The 24,728-nt window shown below is 42.1% G+C and carries 20 protein-coding genes; 9 read left to right on the forward strand and 11 right to left on the reverse strand.

What is annotated here, in order from left to right:
* Window positions 1-65: 65 nt before the first annotated feature.
* Window positions 66-1,316 (reverse strand): extracellular solute-binding protein, encoded by a 1,251-nt coding sequence (locus ACFVS1_RS15765; protein ID WP_387548672.1) that lies wholly within the window; start codon window positions 1,314-1,316, stop codon window positions 66-68.
* A gap of 362 nt (window positions 1,317-1,678) precedes the next feature.
* On the opposite strand from ACFVS1_RS15765, the gene ACFVS1_RS15770 reads away from it, so the two are divergent.
* On the forward strand, window positions 1,679-3,430 hold the full coding sequence (locus ACFVS1_RS15770) for a glycoside hydrolase family 13 protein (protein ID WP_387548674.1): 1,752 nt from the start codon (window positions 1,679-1,681) through the stop codon (window positions 3,428-3,430).
* A 43-nt stretch (window positions 3,431-3,473) separates the two neighbouring features.
* Here ACFVS1_RS15770 and asnB read toward each other — a convergent pair whose 3' ends face one another.
* On the reverse strand, window positions 3,474-5,321 hold the full coding sequence (gene asnB, locus ACFVS1_RS15775) for an asparagine synthase (glutamine-hydrolyzing) (RefSeq protein ID WP_387548676.1): 1,848 nt from the start codon (window positions 5,319-5,321) through the stop codon (window positions 3,474-3,476).
* Between the two features lie 285 nt (window positions 5,322-5,606).
* Between asnB and ACFVS1_RS15780 the strand changes: the two genes are divergently transcribed.
* Window positions 5,607-6,173: a DUF2777 domain-containing protein gene (locus tag ACFVS1_RS15780; protein WP_352922030.1), complete on the forward strand. Its 567-nt coding sequence runs from the start codon at window positions 5,607-5,609 to the stop codon at window positions 6,171-6,173.
* Between the two features lie 56 nt (window positions 6,174-6,229).
* Here the strand turns inward: ACFVS1_RS15780 and ACFVS1_RS15785 are convergent, their stop codons facing one another.
* The 4 genes from ACFVS1_RS15785 to ACFVS1_RS15800 all read right to left on the reverse strand — a co-directional run bounded on the left by ACFVS1_RS15785 (window position 6,230) and on the right by ACFVS1_RS15800 (window position 11,099).
* Complete coding sequence (locus ACFVS1_RS15785; RefSeq protein ID WP_101224146.1) at window positions 6,230-6,571, reverse strand: YisL family protein; 342 nt, start codon at window positions 6,569-6,571, stop codon at window positions 6,230-6,232.
* 134 nt (window positions 6,572-6,705) lie between these two features.
* Window positions 6,706-7,887 (reverse strand): DUF418 domain-containing protein, encoded by a 1,182-nt coding sequence (locus tag ACFVS1_RS15790; RefSeq protein WP_387548679.1) that lies wholly within the window; start codon window positions 7,885-7,887, stop codon window positions 6,706-6,708.
* 32 nt (window positions 7,888-7,919) lie between these two features.
* Window positions 7,920-9,194: an MFS transporter gene (locus ACFVS1_RS15795; protein WP_387548681.1), complete on the reverse strand. Its 1,275-nt coding sequence runs from the start codon at window positions 9,192-9,194 to the stop codon at window positions 7,920-7,922.
* A 312-nt stretch (window positions 9,195-9,506) separates the two neighbouring features.
* Window positions 9,507-11,099 (reverse strand): long-chain-fatty-acid--CoA ligase, encoded by a 1,593-nt coding sequence (locus tag ACFVS1_RS15800; protein WP_387548683.1) that lies wholly within the window; start codon window positions 11,097-11,099, stop codon window positions 9,507-9,509.
* Window positions 11,100-11,323: 224 nt separating this feature from the next.
* Between ACFVS1_RS15800 and ACFVS1_RS15805 the strand changes: the two genes are divergently transcribed.
* From ACFVS1_RS15805 to ACFVS1_RS15830, 6 genes are all read left to right on the forward strand, one after another.
* On the forward strand, window positions 11,324-11,545 hold the full coding sequence (locus ACFVS1_RS15805) for a spore germination protein (protein WP_241590647.1): 222 nt from the start codon (window positions 11,324-11,326) through the stop codon (window positions 11,543-11,545).
* A gap of 22 nt (window positions 11,546-11,567) precedes the next feature.
* Complete coding sequence (locus ACFVS1_RS15810; RefSeq protein WP_387548685.1) at window positions 11,568-11,774, forward strand: spore germination protein GerPB; 207 nt, start codon at window positions 11,568-11,570, stop codon at window positions 11,772-11,774.
* Between the two features lie 83 nt (window positions 11,775-11,857).
* Window positions 11,858-12,469 (forward strand): spore germination protein GerPC, encoded by a 612-nt coding sequence (gerPC, locus tag ACFVS1_RS15815; RefSeq protein WP_241590649.1) that lies wholly within the window; start codon window positions 11,858-11,860, stop codon window positions 12,467-12,469.
* On the forward strand, window positions 12,459-12,638 hold the full coding sequence (locus ACFVS1_RS15820; protein WP_387548687.1) for a spore gernimation protein GerPD: 180 nt from the start codon (window positions 12,459-12,461) through the stop codon (window positions 12,636-12,638). The genes gerPC and ACFVS1_RS15820 overlap by 11 nt, the downstream gene beginning before the upstream one ends.
* A gap of 5 nt (window positions 12,639-12,643) precedes the next feature.
* Complete coding sequence (locus tag ACFVS1_RS15825) at window positions 12,644-13,024, forward strand: spore germination protein GerPE (protein WP_387548689.1); 381 nt, start codon at window positions 12,644-12,646, stop codon at window positions 13,022-13,024.
* A 43-nt stretch (window positions 13,025-13,067) separates the two neighbouring features.
* Window positions 13,068-13,286 carry a spore germination protein gene (locus tag ACFVS1_RS15830; protein WP_095391926.1) on the forward strand — a complete coding sequence of 73 codons (219 nt, stop codon included), beginning with the start codon at window positions 13,068-13,070 and terminating at the stop codon, window positions 13,284-13,286.
* Between the two features lie 45 nt (window positions 13,287-13,331).
* On the opposite strand, the gene trpB is transcribed toward ACFVS1_RS15830, so the two are convergent.
* The 5 genes from trpB to ACFVS1_RS15855 form a co-directional block, all read right to left on the reverse strand.
* On the reverse strand, window positions 13,332-14,495 hold the full coding sequence (gene trpB, locus ACFVS1_RS15835; protein ID WP_387548690.1) for a tryptophan synthase subunit beta: 1,164 nt from the start codon (window positions 14,493-14,495) through the stop codon (window positions 13,332-13,334).
* Window positions 14,496-14,624: 129 nt separating this feature from the next.
* The gene (addA, locus tag ACFVS1_RS15840; RefSeq protein WP_387548692.1) at window positions 14,625-18,359 is read right to left on the reverse strand and encodes a helicase-exonuclease AddAB subunit AddA; all 3,735 of its coding nucleotides are present in this window, start codon (window positions 18,357-18,359) and stop codon (window positions 14,625-14,627) included.
* Entirely contained in the window at window positions 18,352-21,849 is a 3,498-nt protein-coding gene (gene addB, locus ACFVS1_RS15845) for a helicase-exonuclease AddAB subunit AddB (RefSeq protein ID WP_387548694.1), read from the reverse strand. Before addB ends, addA begins: the two co-directional genes overlap by 8 nt.
* A gap of 189 nt (window positions 21,850-22,038) precedes the next feature.
* A complete protein-coding gene (gene lepB, locus ACFVS1_RS15850) occupies window positions 22,039-22,602 on the reverse strand; it encodes a signal peptidase I (RefSeq protein ID WP_352922052.1) in 564 nt (187 codons plus the stop codon).
* Window positions 22,603-22,635: 33 nt separating this feature from the next.
* A complete protein-coding gene (locus ACFVS1_RS15855) occupies window positions 22,636-23,250 on the reverse strand; it encodes a TVP38/TMEM64 family protein (protein WP_352922053.1) in 615 nt (204 codons plus the stop codon).
* Window positions 23,251-23,540: 290 nt separating this feature from the next.
* On the opposite strand from ACFVS1_RS15855, the gene ACFVS1_RS15860 reads away from it, so the two are divergent.
* On the forward strand, window positions 23,541-23,912 hold the full coding sequence (locus tag ACFVS1_RS15860; protein WP_101224156.1) for a YhjD family protein: 372 nt from the start codon (window positions 23,541-23,543) through the stop codon (window positions 23,910-23,912).
* Window positions 23,913-24,728: the final 816 nt, after the last annotated feature.

Genomic DNA, 24,728 nt, shown 5'->3' on the forward strand with positions numbered 1-24,728 from the left:
TTACACTAAAGGGACAAATTGGGGATACTGGTTATGGTTCCTGAATTGGAAAAGGCAGAAAATGATTAACGTTCTTTTTTTATCGTCTTGACCGCTTTATCCAAGGCCTTTTTTGGTTTTGCTTTTTGAGTGGTCATTTCATCCATGGCTGAATCCATCGGCCCCCATACCTTATTCATTTCCGGAATATTAGGTACTGGTTCTGCGTATTGTAATTGTATGCTTAAGGCTTGTGCCCTTTCATTTTCATTGATTGCGGCATTGTGTTTAATTGATTTATTCGGAGGGATTTCCCCTGTTAAATCATAACGCTGCATTGCATGATCATCATTAGTCAAATATTCAACTAACTTCGTAGACCAATAAGGATGTTTTGTGAATGCTGTTACATGCCAGCCCTTGATTTCCATGAACGTTCTCATTGGCTTGCCATTGGGCAATTCGGGCATGGGGGCAATTCCTGTTTCCTTCCGCTCGGTAAATGAGTTTCCGTCACTCATGATAGAAGCCAAATTCCCTTGTATGAACAACTTTTCGATCGCTGCCTTGTCGCCTTTGGGTATCAAACCAGCCCTATACCACTTTTGGATGTATGCAGCCCCTTTTATGGCACCCTTATTATTCAAACCAATGTCGGAAGGGACTAGTTTTCCATTCTTATCTTTAAATATATAGCCTCCCATTCCAGCGATCACTCCATACGAATCATGGAAATCATTCCATTTGGCGTAGTAACCATGAACGTTACCCTTTCTTAATTCCTTCGCCATTTTATAAAGGCCATTCATCGTCTCAGGAGCCTTAGCCATCAATTTTTTATTATAAAATAAAACGGATGTGTTTACGGATTTCGGCAAGCCAAATACCTTATCCTGATACATCTCCCCCCTAATTGAAGGTTCAATGAAGGCATTCAATACCTCATCCTTCACCTTCACTTCCTGAATTAAGCCTTCCTTCACGATTTGCCCGACTCTTTCATGAGAAAAGGTTACGACATCCGGAGCCTTCCCGTTTCCGATTGGCCCATCACGGCGTAGCCGCTCATACATCTCGGTAGCTATTTCAAGCTCTTCATGCTCAACGTTGATTCCATATTCTTTTTCAAAAGCTTCAATCACCGGCTTTAGGGCCTCCGCTTTACCTTTTTCCTCCCAAATGATCAATTTTTCCGGCTTCACTTCATTGCTGGCTTCGTCTTCTTTTTTCTTATTTTCTTTCACTGCTTTATTTTCCAGATCTGAACTGGAACCACAAGCACTTACACTAACGATCAAAAACATGGACATGAACAAATGAAAAATCAGCTTCTTCACTTTGATTCTCCTTTTTAAAATGTTTATTCTATCATGTCCAAAAGCACCAAATAATACTGTTTTTTCAATTAGTCCTTCAAATAAAGCCAGTTAATGAAAGCGATGCCAAAGCTATTGTTATCATTATATGAACGGCTTTGATTTTTACAACATTTTCCTTGGCGTATTTATTTCCTTGTAGTGATGAAGACTTTTTGTTATTTTTTAGTTAATAAGTGCTTCTTTCAATTGATATAGGGTATATAACCATATTGAAAAAGCACTTAACCTGGCTATTGCTGCTTCATCGAGATCCCCTCATAAACAGCTGGAAGTTTCCTTTTTCACATCCTCAAATACTTATAGAATTGGAGTGGTTTTAAATGGAATTTTCATCCATACACCATAGGCCTAATGACAATTACAGCTATCCCATCAACACTGAAACCCTACATATCCGCCTACGTACGAAAAAACAAGATATCTCCTCAGTTGGATTGATTTTTGGTGATCCATACATATCAGATAATGGTCAATGGCAGTACGAAGAACTTCCTATGAATTTATCAGGCAGCGATAACCGTTATGATTACTGGCATATCTATGTAAAGCCTCCCTACCGAAGAATTCGATATGGGTTCAAGGTAACCTCGGAAGAAGAAAGTGCATTTTACACGGAAAAGGGCTTCTTTAAAGAAGCCCCCCGAGATCCAGGATGCTATTTCGCGATTCCCTATCTACATCAAAATGAAGTTTTCGGGGCACCGGAATGGGTCAAGGATACAATTTGGTACCAAATTTTTCCTGAACGTTTCGCGAACGGAAACCCTGACAACGATCCGGAAGGTGTGAAACCCTGGGGAAGTGAAGACCCGGCGGTGGATAATTTTTTTGGCGGGGACTTTGAAGGAATCATTGAACATTTGGATTACCTAGAGGATCTCGGCATCAACGGAATCTATTTCACGCCAATCTTCCATGCCTATTCCAATCATAAATACGATACGATTGATTATCGGAGTATCGATCCGCAATTCGGAACGAAGGAAACATTGAAAACGCTCATATCCGAATGCCACAAACGGAATATCCGGGTCATGCTGGATGCTGTTTTTAACCATAGCGGCTACTATTTCCCCCCTTTTCAGGATTTACTCGAAAAAGGAGAGAAATCGAAATATAAGGATTGGTTCCACCCACACAGCTTCCCACTTAAGGGAGGGGAAAGACCCAATTATGAAACATTCGGTTTTTTTGAATCGATGCCAAAATTGAATACGGCAAATCCGGAGGTGAAAGAATATCTGCTCGAAGTCTCGGCTTATTGGATCAAGGAGTTTGATATAGACGCCTGGCGGCTCGATGTGGCAAATGAAGTCGACCAGCCATTCTGGCGTGAATTTCGAACAACGGTGAAAAATATAAAGCCTGACGTTTATGTTCTTGGGGAAATTTGGCATGACTCAATGCCATGGCTTCGCGGTGATCAGTTCGATGCGGTCATGAATTACCCTTTTACCAACCAAGTTTTTCGCTTGGTCGCTTCACAAACCATCAATGCACGCGAGTTCACAGAAGAAATGACAGCCATTTATCACAGTTATCCGACCAATGTTTTTGACGTGACATTCAATCTTCTTGGAAGCCATGATACACCGCGGATTTTCACGGATTGCGGGGAAGATCTAGCTCGAGCCAAGCTCATCCACGCAATCCTGCTGACATTCAATGGCAGCCCCTGTATATACTATGGCGATGAAATCGGCTTAACCGGTGGCATGGATCCAGGGTGCCGAAAATGCATGGTCTGGGAAGAAGAAAAACAAAACGCCGAGCTGCTCAATGAAATTAAGGCATTGATCTCCTTGCGAAAAGAAGAACGATTGCTTGCCAATGACGGGAAGTTCAATTTCCTTGATACAGCCGGAAACGAAAATATCGTGGCCTACCAAAAGTATAATGAAAAACGTACTGTCGTGATCCTCATCAATCCGACGGATGACCAGCAACCCTTTACTCTTCCTTTTGATTTGGAAGGACGTACACTAACGGATTTAAGAACAAAAGAAACCACACAAGTTGGCAAATTTGAATTGAGCGGTTATCAATATAAAATTCTCGCAATCAATCATTGAGACAATGAAAACGGGGCAATGAAAATCATCCGCCCCGTTTTTTTCATTCGATTATTTGGATATCGTATTCTTTGAACCATACATGGGTTTGTGCCAAGTGAGCGAGCAGCTGTGGACCTGACATCAATTGCCCGAACCACGGCACTTTAAAAGCGGCACCCTTGGAATCTACTATATCGGTTAGCTTCTGCTTATCGAAAAACTCATGAAGCACCGAATTTTTATCCTTCAGTAAGTCTTTCAACCATGCCTGCACTCGGTCTGTATATATAGGATTATGGGTTTTTGGATATGGACTTTTTTTACGATACAATACTTCATCCGGTAAGAGCCCCTCCAAAGCCTTCCTTAGAATACCCTTTTCACGGTTGCCTTCCATTTTCATTTCCCAAGGAATGTTCCATGCATATTCAACAAGGCGATGATCGGCAAATGGCACGCGCACCTCTAGACTTGCCCCCATACTCATCCGGTCCTTCCGGTCAAGAAGAGTCGTCATGAACCATAATAAATTCACATAGAAAAGCTCTCTCCGCTTTGCTGCTACACCGCTTTCCCCTTCCAATTTAGGCGTTTCGGCAAGGGTGGTCGAATAAGCTTCCTGCGCATATTCCTCAAGCTTCAATTTCTCGCGCCATCCCTTTTTCAATAAAGATACCCGCTCCCCTGTCGATCTCATCCATGGAAAACCAGCACGATTCAAATCATCCTCACGATGAAACCAAGGATAACCGCCAAAAATTTCGTCTGCACATTCACCGGACAGGCCTACGACAAAATCCCGCTTGATTTCCTTACAAAACCAGAGTAAGGAAGAATCGACATCCGCCATGCCTGGGAGGTCCCTTACAAGGACAGCTTCCGTTAAATAATTTGTCAACTGCTCTTGAGTGATGATCGATGAATGGTGAACCGTGTTAAAACTATCCGACATCTTTTTAATCCAATACCCATCAGAGTTAGGCTGGAAATCATTTGCTTTAAAATAGCGCTCATTATCCTCATAATCAATGGAATACGTATGAAGCGACCCTTTCCCTTCTTTTTGATAGGCGTTTGCAGCGATGGCCGTTATCGCGCTTGAGTCAAGCCCTCCTGATAAGAAGGTACAAAGCGGAACATCTGATACAAGTTGCCGTGTCACTGCATCTTCAACAAGATATCGAACCTTCTCGGCTGTCTCATCAAGAGTATCCCGGTGTTCTTCACTTTTCACATTCCAGTATCTCCAAATCCGGAGGCCTTTCCTTGATAAGGTAAGCGCATGGGCAGGCCTTAATTCCTGGATATTATGAAAGACGCCTGAACCTGGCTTTCGGGATGGACCAACACCAAAAACCTCAGACAGCCCTTCGCGGTCAATCTCCGTTTTAACATCCGAATGGGCCAAAATCGCCTTCAGCTCCGATCCAAAAATGAACCCGCCGTCCCTTTCCGCATAAAAGAATGGTTTTACCCCCATGCGATCTCTTCCAACGAATAATTTCTGTTCCTTTTCATCCCAAATCGCAAACGCAAAAATCCCATTGAACAAGTCAATGCATTTTTCTTTCCATTCTATATAAGAAGTTAGCAAAACTTCTGTATCAGAATGACCGTTAAATGAATATCCTTTTAATAATAGCTGTTTACGAATATCCTCGGTGTTATATAGCTCACCATTATAACAAAGCGTATATCTGCCGTTTTCGTGATTTTTCGTCATCGGCTGTTTTCCGCCTTCCGCATCGACAACCGTTAACCGTTTATGACCAAAGGCAACATGGGCTTCGCTCCAAACATTTTCTTCGTCTGGCCCCCGCTTTGCCAACGTTTTTGTCATGTTTTCCAACGTTTTCTTTTCTGTCCGTAAATCTTTTTGAAAATGCACCCAGCCTGTTATCCCACACATTTTACACTTCATCCTTTCTATCCGGACTATCAAAAATATATTGGCTCCCTGACTTAAAAAGATTTACAGTCCCTAAGTATCGCTCAGCATCATTCCGTAGGACCCCCTGCCAACAACGCCCGGCGTTGTTAATGAATTGTTGAGCAAAGCATCCCGTGTTTAAACATAGCCTATGCAAAGACGGAAAGATGGTTATTTGTCCATAATATTTTAAAATATACAGTTATATTTTCATTGGATTTTGACTAAAAAGTAGGTGAGGATTCCACTATTGGAGGTATATGTATGAGTCAGCAACAACGAACTAAGTTAATGAACAGGCAAACAAGAGCTTTTACCGAAGGAACAGTGGAAAATATCAATCAACAATGGATTTTTTTCGATGATGAAACAGATGAGGCCTGCTCCATTGAAGACCACGTTGACAGCGTCATTGAAGTGTACAGGGGAGGGCGCTGGCAGCAAGGAGTAGTTGAAGAAGAGGGAAAAATCCTGCTTCACCGGGAAATCACCTTCTTAAGGGAAAATGAGCCCATTCGGATACGCAAAAAACTGCTTTACTCTTTTGAACGTTTATTGGAAGAATTGAACGACGATTCTTTTTTCCAATTTGTAACGACATTGAATTCACTTGATTTTTCTATTTATGATTGTATATATAGCTATAACCAGCTCACCTTTTTAAGGGCCGTCCCAAACCAGTCCGGCGTGAATTTCTTCACCTTTGATAACGAGAGCCAAATTTGTCTCGTTCAGCACCACTTTTCTTACGGGAAAAAGGATCATGATCGTTTTGAATTCACCCTGAACACCGGAAAAAGGATCGTCATTGAGAAAGTGAATTCTCAATAACGGATAAAAGAAAACGGGTAAATGAGATTCCTCATTTACCCGTTTTTAATTCTTTATTAAAAAAAGTCCATTCCTTGTGGCAGTGAAAGTCCTAAATAAAGGACGAATACAAGCGCTACGATAAACAATGTCCACATGGCACTTGTACTTTTTCCTTTTTTCGTACGGACCAGCACCATTTCCATCGCCGCAATCACGATGATTCCGACAATCATTTTCACTGCGTAAGCACCAAAATCAGTGATCAACATGCCCCCTGTAAGGAAAATCAATAGATAGAACAACCGTGTTATCATATGTAGCATTTTCGCTTTCGGGTTTTCCCCTTTAAGCATCGAATATGTGACAAAGAAAAGAATGATTCCGATAACCCAAGCTGTAATATGCATATGTGTCATTTTTTTTGCCCCCTCGTTCAGTTTCCATTTCATCATATCATAGGCTTTTATAAAAAAACAAAACTAAGGATCCACCTGAATGGGTAAAACCAACAATTTAATGAACATCATTTACATTTCTTCTTACCTGGTCCCTACTTGCGCATAACCGGCTTTTTACCATATGTAAAAAAACGCCATATATATTCAACCGGCCCGTAATTAAACAGACCCATCCACAATAAGGAAAGCAGAATTTGCAGGCAAAACAGGGCTATTAGGAAAACAAAACCTGTCGTATAAGAGACTGATCCATATAAACCAAGCCCATATGAATAAAAAATGGCCGTACATACCATCGATTGGAACAAGTAATTGCTCATCGACATCCTTCCGATATACGAAAACGGGTGTAATAGGCGGGAAGCACCTGCCCGCTCCGCCAAAAGCGCGATTGCCGTGATATAAAAAATCGTAAGTAACGGTCCTCCCAAATAATCCTGCACGAATATCGTACCAAAATGGTATACCGTCACATATGGCAGAATCTTAATGGACATGCCCAATAACAAACTTACAATCGATATCATTTTCAATTGTCGTTTATATAGGGTTGGATTTTGGAGAAAGCCTTGTTTGGCAACGCCTGCTCCCATTAAAAAAAACGGAAAAATCGATAAAAAAAGGATAATGGCATTAAAGGGGTTGTTCACCATATACCAATCCAGCGCCCTTTGACTCATTATTTCCGTAAATGTACCAGATTGATAAACTTCCAAAGATTGCTTCATCATCTCCGAATCAGTCGTGATTGCCATCGCATCCCCTTCAAAAATGCCCATTATAAGAAATAGTGAACCCAATATCGCAAAAGGCAGGACATAACAAACCGTGCCTAGCAGAATTAAATTCCTGCCCTTCATCTTATAAAAAAACAAAAAGGCAAACCCAAATACAGCATAATTAATGAGGATGTCCCCATGCCAGATGAAAAAAGCATGAATGCATCCAAGTGTCAGCAGGAAACTTAGCCTTTTCATATATAGCAAAGGAAATGAAGTACCATTTTCTTCACTCCTTACAGCCAGTATGATCGCCCCGAAACCGAACAGAAAGGCAAATAACGGATAAAAGCTGGCCTGTGCGACAATATCACTGAATATATACAAAATCCTGTCCCATCCTCCAGCCCACCGCTCGGCACCATCTATGTACAAGAGCGGCGAGTGGAAAGAAGGCATATTCACTAAAAAAATCCCTAAAATGGCTAATCCACGTAAAATATCGATGCTTACGATCCTCTTACTTTCCTGCATTGGTGCCATCCTGCCATTCATAGGTACACCCTCTTTCATCCATACAGATTTTTCTATAACTCCATTGCACCATCTTTAACTTTCGTGACCGCTTTTTGCTTTTTTATCAGTATGACAAACAAGCTGCCCAATAAGCAAAAGATTCCTGCAAGGAAGAATGCCCATGTATAGGAGTTGAATATTTTGAAGATAATCCCTCCACCGTACGCCGCCACTGCTGCACCGACCTGATGGGCCGCGAATATCCACCCGTATACGATCCCGCTTTTCTCCATGCCAAAGACTTGCCTTGAAATGCTTATGGTCGGAGGAACGGTGGCAATCCAATCCAATCCATAAAAAACGGAAAAGATAATCAATAGGCCGATTGAGCCTTCATTTAGCGCAAATGGAAGTAATACGAGGGAAGCACCCCTTAGAGCGTAATACCAAAACAACAGCCAACGGTTATCAAAACGATCTGATAACCACCCGGATACAGTCGTACCAATCAAATCAAAGATTCCCATGAAAGATAGCAGTGATGCTGCCGTCACAACCGGGATACCAAAACTAATGCAGTAAGAAATGAAATGTGTGCCGATCAAACCGCTCGTTGAAAGTCCGCATATAAAAAAGCTTCCTGCCAATAACCAGAACTCCTTCACCCTCACTGCTTCAATCAACGACTGAAAGGCCATGGCGATGGGGTTCTTCTTTTGGACTGTAACAGCCTCCTGATTTTCCTCTTCTAATCCATATGGAAGAGTGCCCACTTCCTTCGGATTGTTTTTCATGAACAAAAGGATGATTGCCAGCATGATCAAGCTAAGGACCAAAATTAACCCAATTGCCCATCTCCACGAGTAATTCTCAATGATGATGGCTAAAACCGGAAGTAAAATGAGCTGACCTGTGGCCGTACTTGCCGTGAGTATCCCGACCGCCAGTCCCCGCCTCTTCTCGAACCAACGATTTGCTACATATGGGCTCAATACCGTTAAAAACACTCCAGAACCCAATCCAATGATAATTCCCCAAATGAACATGAGCTGCCATTCATGCTCCATGAAAAAAGTGAGGAAAATCCCTGCCAATAAAGTGGACATGGCCAATACCATCATTTTCTTCAATCCAAGCACTTCAATTAGAGCGGCCATGAATGGACCCGATAATCCATAAAGAAACAAACTTATCGCGAAGGCTAAAGAAATGACGGACCGGTCCCACCCGAACTCATTTTCAAATGGAACGATGAATACTCCCGATGATGACCTAACGATTCCGGCTACAATTATCGAGAAGAAGGTTATGATTAAAATAACCCAGCTATAATGTATACGTTTCAATGCTCTCCCCCACAATCCAAGACTCTTACAATAAACAGGATAAAAAAATAAAGATTATAATAATTTCAAATATTTTATAATAGTAACACTTTCTCGTTAAACAGGAAGCATTTTATCGAAACAAATCCCAATTCTCTTGAATGATTCTTATCAACAATGGCATGAGTCACTGCGGCTTATTTACGAATGGAAACATATCGCCCTCTCAATCTTCATTTCATCATATCCGATATCTTCATAGCTTAATATGAAATCCATCGAACCGGTAAACAGAAAAAAACGCTGATCATTTCTGAACAGCGTTAGCGAGCTTCAATTGACGAATCTGCCTGCTTTCCCCTTAGATTCCCAGTAATCATTACGGAGATGGATTTTTTGTATTTTCCCCGATGCCGTTTTCGGAAGCTCATCGACGAACGACACACTGGAAACTGATTTGAAGTGAGCTAGTTTTTCCCGTGTGAAGATCCTTATATCATCCTCCGTTAATTCCACGCCCCTTTTTGGCACAATGAAGGCATGCGGCGTCTCCCCCCACTTTTCATGGGGAACGGCAATGACTGCCGCTTCAAGAATATCCGGATGTTCGTAGAGTATTCCTTCCACTTCTATGGAAGAAATATTTTCTCCGCCACTAATGATGATATCCTTTTTGCGGTCAACGATATCCACATTCCCATTTTCATCAATCGTGGCCATATCCCCTGTATGCAGCCACCCATTTATCAATGTTTGGCTGGTCGCTTCTTCATTTTTCCAATAACCTAACATCACTCCATGGCTGCGGACGATAAGCTCGCCGATATCCACGCCATCATGGGCCACTTCCTCACCATTGTCATGGATAACCTTTACCTCACTGCCTATGATGGGATATCCAGCTTTCGCCTTCATTCTGTATTTTTCTTTTTCAGGAAGATCATCGAATTCAGAACGAATCAGCGATATCAGACTAACCGGTGTCGATTCAGTCATTCCGTATATTTGAATGAATTCCCAGCCTAACTCTTTTTCCACCCTTGTAACGAATGCAGGAGGCGGGGCGGAACCCGCAACGACGATTCGGATATCCTGCTCGATATTCGGAACATTCCGTTCATAATATTGAAACAAGGAATTCAGAACCGTTGGTGCCATATGCATGATGGAAACCTTATGTTTTTGCAGTGCATCAAATATCATTTCGGGGCTGGTTTTCCTCAAACAAACTTGAGTGGCACCATTTGCCGTATAATAAAATGGAGCACCCCACCCATTCACATGGAACATCGGCAGTACATGCAAATATGTATCGCGGTCATTTACCCTGAAATGATGCATCGCACCCAGGGCATGTAGATAGTTGTTGCGGTGAGTCAGCATCACCCCTTTGGGATTTCCTGTGGTCCCGCTAGTATAAAGGAGGCTCGAAACATCATTTTCATCCACGGTTTCCCGGTTAAAGCACTTGTTATCATAACGTTCCAGCCAAAGGTTGTAATCGGTTTCATTTATCTCTTCATCTTTATAATGAACGATTATGTGCTCGACCGATTCGAGTTCATCCATGACAGGGGAAATTAGATGATACAATTCCTGATCTACGAAAAGTACCTTGGACTCGCTATGGTTCAAAATGAATACATAATCTGCAGGCTTCAAACGGATATTCAAGGGAACGATCACTGCCCCAAGCTGAAAGACCCCATAAAAGCCTTCAAGCATTTCAATTGAGTTAGGTGCCAAATATGCAACCTTATCACCCTTTTTGACACCGAGATCCATTAAACCATTTGAAAGCTGGTTTACACGGGCGTTCAATTCTGCGTAGGTTAATACCTTGTCATCTCCAATGATGGCTTTCTTATCGCCATATAGTAAGGCTGCTCGATCTAAGAAATGCGATAATACTAATGGTACATTCATTTCCTCACCTCTGTTTTTATTTGAAAATTCTGAATTAGTATTATATTACCATATCTGTTTATAACATTTCAATAATATCCATCAGTGTTATATAACAATATATTGATAGGCAGATGAATCACATCAATCATCAGTCAACATACAATACATTGAAACTCCCTTCATTGATAGGCTCATGGCCTGAGATTCAAGGGAAAAACCAGAATAAAAAAAGGGTGATTTTCTTGCCGGCCATCGTAGGAGTCGTTCAAGTCATCAACGTCGGTAGCAGTGGAATTGTCCATATTGGTGACGTCTTTAAAATAAGTCCATTTTCCACCTCAAAAACGTTTGCGGGTGCTGGCTCTTTTAATACAGGTGAATCCATATCCCTCTATAATGCCTACAGCACCACAAATACAAATGATACAGATGGTGTCGATCAGCCACTGGTCTTAAATCTCTAATGGTTTTAAGAAAGGAGTCAGCATGATCTTCAATATTCACCAGACCATCCAAATCAATATGATAAAAATCGAAAGCATCGCCAATTCATCCGTTTTTCAAATAGGGAGTGCCGGGGTGATTAAACCATATTCCACTTTAGCCAATACCGGTGGATTCACAGAGCCTGCTCCCCAAATTGAAACTGATGTAATCCCATTAACCAGTTTCGTCCCGTTTACACGTTCCTAGTTCATAGGCATTCACCTACCTCCAACTTTTTCATATACTGTCATATATGATATTAACTTAATGTGAGGGTGGGGTGTTGAATCGTGAATCAGGATCTTTATTCATATTCCATACAAATGCAGCGTTTTCTTGAAGCCCAGGATAAACGGATCATGAAACTTGAACACGAACTCAAACGCCTGACAGATGAACTAGCCGAGCTGAAAAATAAACCGCCAATCCATGTTGATAAAATTGAATATAAATTCGATCAGTTAAAGGTCGAATCTCTAGATGGAACATTGAATATCGGTTTAAATCCAACTGATCTTAACAACATTGACGAATTTGCCGTCAACAACCAACCCGTCCAACCTGCCCCTAACCTATTTCCAGGCAGGGAAATCGTCGTCCAGGAAATTCACAACGATATACTTTCAGACTTGGAAAATATGATTAACGATGCGGAAAACCAGCTGAAAATATCATTGGAACCCTCTTATCATGACTTCATTAAGCAGGACGTTGAACGCCAGCTGCATCAACGAATCAATATGTATTTCGATAATCTTTCGTACGCGGAACGTGCTCCGCAGCAAAGGGATAATATCAAGGAAAAGATCAGGGAAAAGGTGAAATCCGATATTCAAACCGCACTATTTCAATTCATTACCCATTCTCAAGCCGAGACAGGAGGAAATCCAAATGGAGTTTAATGTAACCAATCACCAGCTTTGCGTAGGAGATATTAAAATTACCGGTGTATCAAGTTCTGCTTTATTTCTCATAGGGGATGTACAAACGGTCCAGCTATCCTCAGCATTCGATACCCCACCGGAGTCCCTTATCATCGGGCCACTCGTGCCGCTTACTCCCCAAGGATAAATAACATGTTTTCTAGAATATCAAAAGTAAAATCTTTATTATCCGACACAACATCATTCAGCTCCACTCTGCAAATCGGGGATACCTCATATATAGACGGTAATTCCAAGGCTTTAGCGGTCCAAAAGAGAAGTGAAACTTTCCAGTCAGTCGATATTCATTTCGAAGATTATGAAATTTTTAAGAGACCATTGTATATTCCGAGATTGAATGAACCAGTCATAGCAAGTTTTTCTAATCCGAATCCCTTCATACGGGTCGGCCATATCAATATAATCGGGATATCAGCCTCATCTGTAGTTGGTGTGGGGAACGTAGGCCATGCACGTATGGAATCAAGAGTGAAACATATACGGGAAGTTCCTAAAAACGACGTGACGCCATGAGGATTCAACCAACAACAGTAAAACTTTTAAAGGAGGGGTTCATATGCCCGCCATTATCGGTCCAGTTCAAGTATTTAATGTCGCGCAAGGAAACCTGTTATTCGGGGATTGCGCCGTCATTTCCCCTAAGTCTTCCTCCAAATCGGTTTCCGGATCCGGTTCAGGGAACACAGCTGCAATCGTTTTTACGGCCAATGGCCTGAACGGTAGCAATGTCCTTGATGTCAATGGGGTCGACCAGCCCATTACAGGGAATAATTAGTCATAGAAAAAGCCTCCCATTTCCAGGGAGGCTTTTAAAGTCGGCCTATTTTTCTAACATGTTGAATACTTGCTCGACATCTTTATCTCCCCTGCCTGATAAATTGACGATCAGTATATCATCTCTTGTTAATTCTTTGGCGAGCCTCATGGCGTGAGCCAGAGCATGTGAGCTTTCGAGAGCTGGAATGATTCCCTCTGTTTTGGATAATACCTGAAAAGCCTCAAGAGCTTCTTCCCCTTTTACCGTCACATACTCCGCTCGTCCGCTTTCTTTCAAAAAACTATGCTCGGGTCCCACGCTCGGGTAATCCAAACCGGCAGCTATGGAGAATGTCGGTTTTGGTTCTCCTTGTTCGTCCACTAATGTCAAACTTTTGAATCCGTGCAATACTGCCGGGACACCTTGCGAAATACTTGGGGCCTCAATTGGTTCTACACCAATTAAACGGACATCGTCTTCATCAATATAATGAGCAAAAGCACCGATCGCATTACTTCCCCCTCCTGCACAAGCAATGATGGCAGTTGGCAGTTTTCCTTCCTTTTCAAGAATCTGGCGCTTTGATTCTACACTTATGATTGATTGGAAATGTTTAACGATCGTTGGATATGGGTGTGGCCCCACTGCTGAACCAAGCAAGTAAAAAGTATTGTCATAGTTTTGCACCAAATCATTCAATGCCTCATCAACGGCATCCTTCAATCGACCCTGTCCCTTTTCGACCGCTACGACTTTTGCCCCCAGCAATTCCATCCGAAAGACATTCAATGCCTGCCTCTCCGTATCCAGCTTACCCATATAAATCACACACTCCATGCCAAACATCGCACATGCAGTCGCAGTCGCCACACCATGCTGTCCAGCGCCAGTTTCTGCGATGATTCGTTTAGCACCCATCCGTTTAGCGAGCAGGATTTGTCCGATCGCATTATTAATTTTGTGAGCACCTGTATGATTCAGGTCTTCACGCTTCAAGTATATTTTTGCCCCGCCAACCTTTTTCGTTAAATTCTTTGCAAGTGTTAACGGGTTTTCGCGTCCGACATATTCTTTCAGATAATATTGAAACTCCTCAATGAATTCCGGGTCATCCTTATATTTCAGGAATTCCGTTTCTAAAATATCCATAACTTCCTGAAGTTCACCCGGTACAAAGCTTCCGCCGAACTCACCAAAATATCCCTTGCTCTTGATCTCACTCGTCATACTCTTCTCTACTCCTTTAAAAAGGTTTTTTTCTCCACTAGTATATAGTAAGCATTTATATTTTTTCAAACTATTCTGTTTACTCAACCAAAAAGAAGCGTCCCACATCAATGGGACACTCCCTCTCTCTTATACTTCCAATAAATGCGAGCCGTCAAAGAAAAACAAGTAACGGCCGGTTACCTTTTTATTCATGATCCCTTCAACAGCCCGCGTATAAAGCTGAAGCTGCATCCGGTATCGCTCGGCAAGAATCTCTTTAGCCCCTTCATACCCGCTGGCAAAACGGCCGGTGATTGTATCCGTTTTATAATCGAGAAGCACAAGACCTTGTTCATCCTCAAAGATACAATCAATTACACCTTGGATTAGGATCTCTTCCTCTCCAGCTGTCCAATCGCTGTAAGCCTCCTTTGCAGGCAGCGACATCGTAAATGGCACTTCACGGCGAAGGGTCACGGCCCCTAGCATTCTTTGACCGATTTCACTGTCAAAGAAATCGACGATCGTCTCAGGGTCCACAGCTTCTTTCTGTTCCTCCGTCAAGAGCTCACGTTGAATCAAGTCAACCATCAGTTCCTGGATCGACTGAATGGTAATCTCTTTAGATAGATCAATATGCTGCATGACTAAATGTGTAATCGTCCCCCTTTCAGCAGGAGTCAGTGACTTTTCTTGCATGAAAGTCGGCCGCTTCGTGATAGGCCGCTTAAATTTACGCAACAGCTCAGTGGAGCTTTGCTCGTCCTTTAGTTCATATTGACGTTTTAGTTCAGAAACGGATTGCTTGGAACGATACACCGTCGCCTCATGCTCGGGGTACTCCCACTCAAGCTGTTCCTTGATATCATCATGAAACTCGGAAACGATAGCGACCTTCTCCGATTTCTGGACATGTTCCAGCATTTGCTCTTGAACCAGTGCCTCTTCCTCATCCAGAACAGCAAGCTCTTCACTTGGAATGACGGAAATGGACCAATTCGATGGGTGCAACTCCATTTCCAAGCCAAGACCTGCAGCCCCAGGAGAATCCCGATGGCGGACAAGGGATGGACCAATCCAATCAAGATAACTTTTTGCACCTGCCCGTACATAGTCCTTCAATAGCCAATCTCCATGTGCCGCATTACTTTCCCAGTTCTGCTGCGTTTTTTCTGCATCATTGATACTGGCAATCAAATAAAGCTTTTCCTTAGCCCTCGTTAGAGCCACGTAAAGGACACGCATCTCCTCGGCAATTAATTCAAGCTGCTTTTTTTTCTTAAATGCCAATTGAGGGAGGGAGGGATAAGTTATCCGTAATTCGGAATTCACATACTTTGCCGCAAAGCCATAATCCTTATCCAGTAAATAGGGCTTGCGTAAATCCATCATATTGAATTGCTTGGAAAGACCGGCAATGAACACGATGGGGAACTCAAGCCCCTTTGACGAGTGAATCGTCATCAGCCGGACTACATCTTCCTGTTCCCCTAAAGCCCGAGCTGCCCCTAAATCATCTCCACGTTCTTGCATCCTTTCTATGAAGCGCAAGAAACGGAACAGACCGCGGAAAGAACTGGCTTCATATTGCCTTGCCCTGTCATACAGCGCCCTTAAATTGGCCTGACGCTGTTTGCCGCCCGGCATCCCACCCGCAAAATCATAAAACTGCGTTTCGCGGTATAGCAGCCAGATCAAATCTGATAATGCCTCCTGCCTGGCAAGCCTCCTCCACTTCACTAGTTTTTTATAAAAAGCAGCGGCCTTTTCATAAAGCCCCGGATGTTCTTCCGGGTCACTCTTTCTGTAAAAATCAGTAAGCGCTTCGTAGTAGCTCCCTGTATGGAATAAACGCACCTGTGACATCTCTTCTTCATCCAGCCCGACGATGGGTGAACGGAGAACGGATGCCAATGGGATATCCTGTTGCGGATTATCAATCACCTTCAATAAGGAAATCATGATGGCCACTTCGGTCGCTTCAAAATACCCTGTCGATAAATTGGCATAGACTGGAATCCCTTGTTTTTTTAATTCCTCCATGATTTGCGGTGCCCATGGCATCGAACGAAGAAGAATGACCATGTCCCGATAGGTGGCAGATCGGTACTTTTGGGTTTTCGTATCATATATCCGATGCTTCTCGCTTATAGCCTTTTTAATGAGCTTTGCCATCTGCCTTGCTTCGAGCTGCGCTTTTTCAAGCTCCTCGGCCTCAAACCCGCTATCCGATCCTTCCATTTCCGAATGAGCTTCCGGATCGGCTGTTCCGTCAATTAAATGGAGTTCGATCGGGTTTGGATCGTCTTCGGGATATGGGGCGCCTTTTTTCAATTGGGCATCTTCATCATAATCAATCTCACCGACAGTAATGCCCATCAACTGTTGAAACAAGAAATTGGTCCCATCGAGCACTTCCTTTCGGCTCCGGAAATTGCGATTTAAATCAATTTTCAGTCCGGAATCAACACCATCATGGGTAAAACGTGTGTATTTTCCAAGGAAGAGATTCGGTTCCGCAAGCCTGAACCGGTAAATGGATTGCTTGACATCGCCTACCATGAAAAGATTCCCATCATATTCACCGTCGGCCGTCACAAGTTTTAAAATGGATTCCTGAACCAGGTTAGTATCCTGATACTCATCCACTAGCACCTCTTTGAACTGGTTCCTGTATTCGATGGCTGCTGCGGAAGGTTTTCGTTCACCACCCGCCGTTTCCCCTGTCAAAATTTGAAGACAATAATGTTCTAAATCAGCGAAATCCACCAAGTTCTTTTCTGCTTTTGCAGCAAAGAACCTTTCGTCAAACCGTTTAACAAGCATTACAAGTGTATCGACATATCCCTTGAGCTCCCTTATATCCCGCAAGTAGCTTTCCGGTTTACGGGAAAATAACTCTTCCTGTAACGATTTGATGATCTTCTTCGCCTTATCCCGGTACTTGGTAGCCTCATCCGTAATTTCTTTGATAAACTCCGAACCAGAAAGGCGTTTTGCCGTCCCAAATTTCACGTTTTGGATTTCTTCATAAAGAGAATTCCAAGATTGGTCCTTCACCTCCGAAAGTTTAGCAACCATGGCAAGATCGGCTATATAGTTTTCAGCCCTTGGTGCCGGCCCCCCAGGGATTTTTGTCAACGCAAGCGAGCGTTCCAATAAATCCTTGGAGGTGTCCAATTGTAAACCAATATCGAACTTCAATGAATCGATAAACGAAAGATCATCAATCCCATCATCATCTGCCAGCTCATACATGCTGGCGGCACCATCAAGCCATCGGTTCGGGTCTGGATTCGATTGCGAAAAATCATGCAGCGATCGAACGATATTCTGAAGTGCATCATCGTTTCTATCGCTAGTGAAAGCATCAACCAAATTAAAGAACTCTTCATTATCACTTTGCCCATACTGATCCTCGAAAAGCTCTTCCATCACTTCATCACGAAGCAGCTGAATCTCGGTAGAATCTGCAATCCGGAAGCCCGGGTCGATATCCGTCAGGTAATAATACTTCCTGATCACCTCTAAACAAAAGGAATGAAGTGTAGAAATCGAAGCACGATTAATCAAGCTCAACTGCTTACGCAAATGCTGTGAATGCGGATTATCATTGATCGCTTTTTCTAATGCCTCACTTATCCGATGACGCATCTCGGCAGCCGAGGCATTGGTGAATGTAACGACGAGCAGTTCATCAACATCGATGGGATCTTCTTCTGAAATGACTTTTTGAATGATCCTGTTGACCAGCACCGCTGTTTTCCCTGAGCCTGCTGCCGCCGCAACCAGAATATCCTGATCTTTAGCCCATATCGCCTTCCATTGATCTTCCGTCCAAGTCACGTCTCCTGGCAGAGCAGGAATTTTCGTTTTACTCATCGCTCTTCCCCTCCCCCCTTAATAGCTCAAGAACGTCATTTTGTTTTTTCTGTGCCAAATTCCTGAATTGGTTCTCCTCCAGTGACTGGTCGAATTGGCATACAGATTTAAAGGAACAGAAGGTACACGGCGTTTTTTCCTTTAATTTGTATGGCGTTATATCCACATCACCATCGACCATTCGATCACCAGCCTCCTGATAAATACGGCGCACATGATGATTCAGAAGCGAAAACTCTTCCCTGCTGGCAACTTTGGAAGCCGCAAGGAGCGATCCGTCCTTTTTAAATCCAGCTGGAATGATATCCGACTTACCAGGATTTTCAATATCAAGCGAGGTATCCATCATTTGAATGACATTTGAATGATCCAGTACAAGTCCATTCATTTTAAAACTTTTATAAATTTCTTCTTCAATTTTATCCAAGCTGAGCATTCCCTTTGATTTGACAACGGGATTATGCACATGAAAATATAAAACCCCGGCAGGGATCGCTTCTTTTCCAATAAGCGACTTGGAATGGGTGACGACGATATCAAGGTATGTCAACATCTGCAGCGCGAGTCCATAATATACTTCACTCATGTTCAGTTCCTTTTCACTCGACTTATAATCGAGCACACGCAAATAGACACCTTCATCTTCTTCCGCTTTATCCACACGGTCGATCCGCCCGATCAATTCCATCTTCGTACCGTTTTTCAATGTGAAAGAAAGTGGCGGCAGCTCGCCATTTTTTCCGAATCCGAGTTCTAGTCCGATTGGAGCAAAACCGCTCACCTTTGCATGTTCACTTAATACGATCGAGGCCCGTCCAATCACATGTTCCAGTTTCCTGCGTAAATAGTGATGGCGGTTCGTACTTAACAAAATTTGATTTTGGAGTTTAGGAGCAAGTCTCTCCACAGCAATTCTGGCCAGCTCCAAGCATTGTTCGGCAGTCAATGTAGACCAAGGAATATCATGTTCCTTTAAGTAATCGGAAATCATTTTCAACGCTCCATGGAACATCTCGCCTATATCCGGTGCATCCAAACGGAAAATTTGCCGTTCCCTCAATTTCAAGCCATGAGCCGCATAGTGGGAAAACGGGCAGCTATTGAACATTTCCATCCTGGATACACTCGTAAGAATGCTCTCACCGTATAATTGCTTACTTGTTTCCTCAGATAATTTCTTTGTCCTATTTTGATAAAAAAGGCTCGATAAAACCTTAGTTACTGAAGGACCGGCCTTTTCATCATCAAGAATGGCATTATATACATCCCACCATAGTGAATGGATTGGATAGTTCCTTTTTTTCAGCTGCAATTGGGCAGCCAGGTACGATAGGGCCACATCATGATTCACAGCATATTTCACCTGTTCCTCAGCAGGCAGATCGGACGGATCGTTCATATAATACACTTCGGAAACGTTAGGCAATACGTCCCTTACCCGTTTTAAATAGGATGACGGTAAAAGTGCCTTCCCTTCCACATCGGCAAGCGGATATGATAGATAAAGGGCCTCTGCAGGCGTTGTAAATGCTTTGTACGCTGTAAACTCCTCATCCAGCAGGCGCACTTTTGAACTTGGGGCAACATCAAGTCCACCAGCCAGCAGCACATCACGATCACTATCTGAAAATATTCCGTCAGATACAGCTTTTCCTGGCAGAACCCCTTCGTTCAGGCCGATAACAAAAGCTGTCTTTACATCATCCAGGCGGGATAAATCTAGATTAGCGACCAATACTTGGTCAATTGCCGGCGGTACCAAAGAAAATTCAAGAGATTCCAGACCAGCTTCAATGATTACCGCAAACTGTTTCATGGAAAGCTCTTCCCCGCTCAGCAGTTCAACGAATTGATCCAATAGGTCGACAACAGCATTCCATGTTTGCTCATGCTCTCTTGCCGATACCAAATCACCCGCTTCTTCTGCCTCTAGTTTCAGCTTTTCCAATTTTTCCGGTACATGCAATTCTTCAAGATATAGATAAAGGGCTTCACACAATTCCCTGCCATTAGCAGCCTTTTTAACACGTTTTGAGAGCTTCAAGATGGGCTCGGTAAATAATTGCTTCATCTCATTCAACTCTTGCTCGAGCTTCATTTCCTTATCCGTTTGGTTCCGGTCCTCGAGTTCCAGGCCGCGGAAGCGCCGGTATGTCCAACGATCTTTGGACGTCCACCTGCTTCCTTTAATGCCGCGGGCCAGCACATAGTTCTCCAGCTTATCTACCTGTTCGCGCATCCTATCGTGGTTTTTTTGCAGCGGAAATAGAAGCTCCGTCTTGATTGCACGAAATACCGGCTCATAACGCCAATAACCATTGATGATCTCCAAAGTAGAACGAATCAGTTCAATCAGAGGATGATTCAGCATCGTCCGTTTGGAATCGACGAACAAGGGAATTTGATAATCCCGAAAAACGGTTTGTAAAATATCTGAGTATGCTTCCCCATTACGAACTAAAATCGCAATATCACGGTAACGGTGCTGTTTCTGTCTGACCAGCGACAAGATATCCCGGGCAACTCCTTCAATCTCAGCTCTGCGGTTAACTGCCTGGGCGATCGTTACATCAGGTGACTGCTCAAACGTTTGTGCAGGGCGAATGGCAAAATAAGTTTCCAGATGATTCAGCCCCGGACTCTTTCCAAACCTTTCCGTCCCTTTTAAGATTCGATCTTCTGAAATCGGTATGCCATTCCTCAATCCAGCCTGATAAAGGTGATGATAAAGATTTCCCGTTTGCCTGAACAGCTGCAAATCATCCGGGGCATATTGCCTGTAGGGCTGATCTAACGTCAGTGAAATCGTTACACTCCTGCACAGCTTCATCATTTCTTCCACAATCATTAATTCCTGTGGAGTCAAGCTATAAAAACCATCGATGTATATATCTGCATTCCTTATATATGAAGACTCTGGCATTTTCTCGATCAGCAAAGTGAAATAATCTTCGGAATCTAAATATTTGTTAACCATTTCATCCTCAAAAGCCTGATAGACCAATTCAAGATCATGCAGTTTATCCTGAATGCCGCTGCCGGCCTGTGAGGTTTCTGCCAAATAGCTTTGAATGTCATCAGGTTGGATGCAATATTGCTTGAACTCAGCCAGCATTAGCTCCATCTGTGCAATGAACCCCTGCTTATCAGCAGATCGACGAAACATCTTTAACTCTTCCTTTTTATCATCCATGATCTTCCGTATCAACATATTGACGCCGACACTGTCCAAATGCAGCCGGCTCATCCCCCCGGTTTCCTGAAGGACGCGCCATGCAAGCCTGCTAAAACTGAAAACCTGTGTCCGGATCATTCCGGCAAGGCCTGGTGTTTTAATTAATTTATATTCAGATAGAAACGTCATCTGATCAGGAACGAGGTAAATAATTGGATTTCCTTCGGGATCTTCTGTCAATTTGGAGCGAATTTCGTCCAATATATTCGAAGTTTTCCCTGCACCCGATCTTCCCAGTAAAAAACGGAGTGACATCTCTTTTTCCCCCTTACAACATAATATCTAGACCCATCATACCAGAAATACTTTCGACTTTATGACTAGGTTTCTGTTTCCAATTAGATTTACTTTCTATTATTTTACCGTTTCCCTTGAAAAAACACCAATCGTACGTTCGCGTTTCCCCAAAAAGAAAAAGCCCACATAATTTGGGGGCTTCCACAATTATTCACCTGTAAATTTAAAATTGAAATCATGGACCGGCCAATATCGAACATCCACTTTACCGACAACATTTTCAACCGGTATATAACCAAAATGACGGCTGTCAGCACTTTCAAGACGATTATCACCCATAACAAAAAGCTTACCCTCCGGAACTTCGGTCATGTCCGTCAATTCTTTTAATGTGAAATCACCCGTAAAATCCTGTTCCGGGAAACCTTCCTTGACTTTCTCAAGATAAGGCTCATCCACTTTCTCACCATTTACGTAAAGCCAATCATCTTTATAACGAATTCGGTCACCTGCAATCCCTATAACTCGCTTAACATAATCTTCTTTTGAATTCGCATGAAAAACAATAATGTCAAAACGATTGATATCATGAATCTGGTAATTGATTTTATTCACGACAAGTTTATTTCCATCTTCAAGGGTCGGCTGCATCGACTTCCCTTCAACATCATAGCTTGAAAAGAGAAATGTACGGATTAAGATGTAAATAACAAAAGCTATCATCGCTGGTTTTATCCAATCGGATAAAGAATTCTTGTTTGTTTTTTCCATCTAGTTCAACCCCTACTGCATTTATATATTAATTTATTGTCCTTCTTCTCTCTTCATGCTTTTATTTAACCTGACTTCCAGTCTTTTCCCCACATACCATAGGATAAAGATGACGATTCCGATAATGACCGTTCGCACAGGGTTATGAATTAAGGATACTAAATCGTAACCTACGAAGCTGATCGTAAAAATCATCACCGCTTTCCCACCCACTACTGCAAGTCCATATTGCAGGGTACTGACTTTTGAAAGTCCTGCCACGATATTAACGATAGCCGAAGGTGTAAAAGGGAAGCAGAGTAATATGAACAAAGGACCGAATCCATGGTTCTCAACCCAAACCATCAACCTCTGCACCTGTTTATGCTTTTGTAAAAATCGGAAAAACCTCATTTGACCATATCTTCTAATAATCCAAAAGATCAAAAAAGACCCCGCTACCGCACCAATCCAAGAAAATAAAAATCCCCACCAGAGACCAAAAGCCGTTGCATTAGCAAGCACGAACACCACTAAGGGCAAAAAAGGCAAAAAAGCTTCCAGCATCGGCAGCAAGATCCCAGGGATTGGACCGAATGAGCGATATTGCTGAATAAGTGCCGATATATGATCAAGTGTAAACCACTCACGTATAGTATCCAAATCCATAATTATCTCCCTCGACATGCTGCCATCAATGCAGCATAAACTTATTAAAAACTGTTTATTTTAGATATATCACTTTCCCTTGAAATTGCAAGAATTATTATCCATATATCTTCATACTTTCCCTATCTCCGGAAAACATAATCTTGTTAACGAATATTTCTTGATTTATCAAAACTGCTTGCATATACACGGAAAATACATTAGGATAAAAAAACAGAACACATGTTCTTATTTTGCGGAATATACATACTATTATTAAAAACGCGCTATTTTAGAAAGGGGCGGTCATGATGACCCGCATTCCAGAAGATGACCGAAATATGATTGAAAAAGCCATCTACCTACCTATGGTTATTACAGTCTTAAACCGGGATCTCAAGGTCATCGAAATTAGTCCGTTTAAATTAAAAAGGCCCTATTCGGAGCTAGTCGAACACATTTTAAAAGTGGTTCAAGACGAACTTGCCGAGGTACGGCGCTATTTGCGCAAGGAGAATATTAAGGTTAGTGAAATCAAACGCGATGAATCCTTCACGATGTATTGTTTTTTATATAAAGGATACGAGGAACATCATAATTATTTCAATCCCCGCCTTCGCAACAAAACCGAAGACTTGTTATGTTATTACTTTTTCGAAAAAAACCACCGTTCAAGGAATTAGCGGGTACAGGCAGCCTCCGTAAATGCTTAGTCCGTATATGTGGATGTTTGAAGCAATAGATCAATAAGAGAAGGTTAAGCTTAATCAGTCAATATAGGCATTATCGTAACGGAATGTTTCGATTAATAATAAGCTGATAATGTTTTTTATTTAAAACTTTATCAGCTTATTATATTCCATCGAATCCATTTCTTTTTCTGTTTGAATATACTCTGTAAATGCTTCTTGATTAATTGCTAAACGTATTTAATTATATCCAATCCTAGCAACATTTTACTAATATATAGTGTGCATCTATTAGATCTAATTGAATAGCAGAAAGTATTTTGTCTAAACACAGTATATTGCACCAATTTTCATTTTGAAAACTTTTGTTAAAGAGTTTTATCCAGAAGAAACAAATAACAAAGAAGAAGGAATGTACAGACCTCCCGAAGAATTAGCGGAAAGAGATAATAAGGGTCACATAGAGTCAAAAATTATATATAAATCTTTTTACCCTTATATTGATTTACGGCATGCCGCTTTAAATGATGCTAACGGGTGCTTATGAGGTGCCATATAAATAAAAACGAGGAAATTATGAATTGGTTATATTAGAAGTATACCGGTATATAACTATACAATTCTAGGTACATACAAAAAGAAATTTAAAGATTTAATGGATGAGTTATTTGAAGATTAATACTGATGCCCTTCTCATATGAGAAGGGCTTTTGCTTTTGCTTGTGACATTTTCTAAAGTAAACATTGATATGATTGAACGTATGAAAGAATCATTCCACAATCAGCCTGTAGAATATCAACTTCTCCATA

It is taken from the genome of Peribacillus sp. NPDC058075 (assembly GCF_042885195.1).
Taxonomy (GTDB): domain Bacteria; phylum Bacillota; class Bacilli; order Bacillales; family DSM-1321; genus Peribacillus.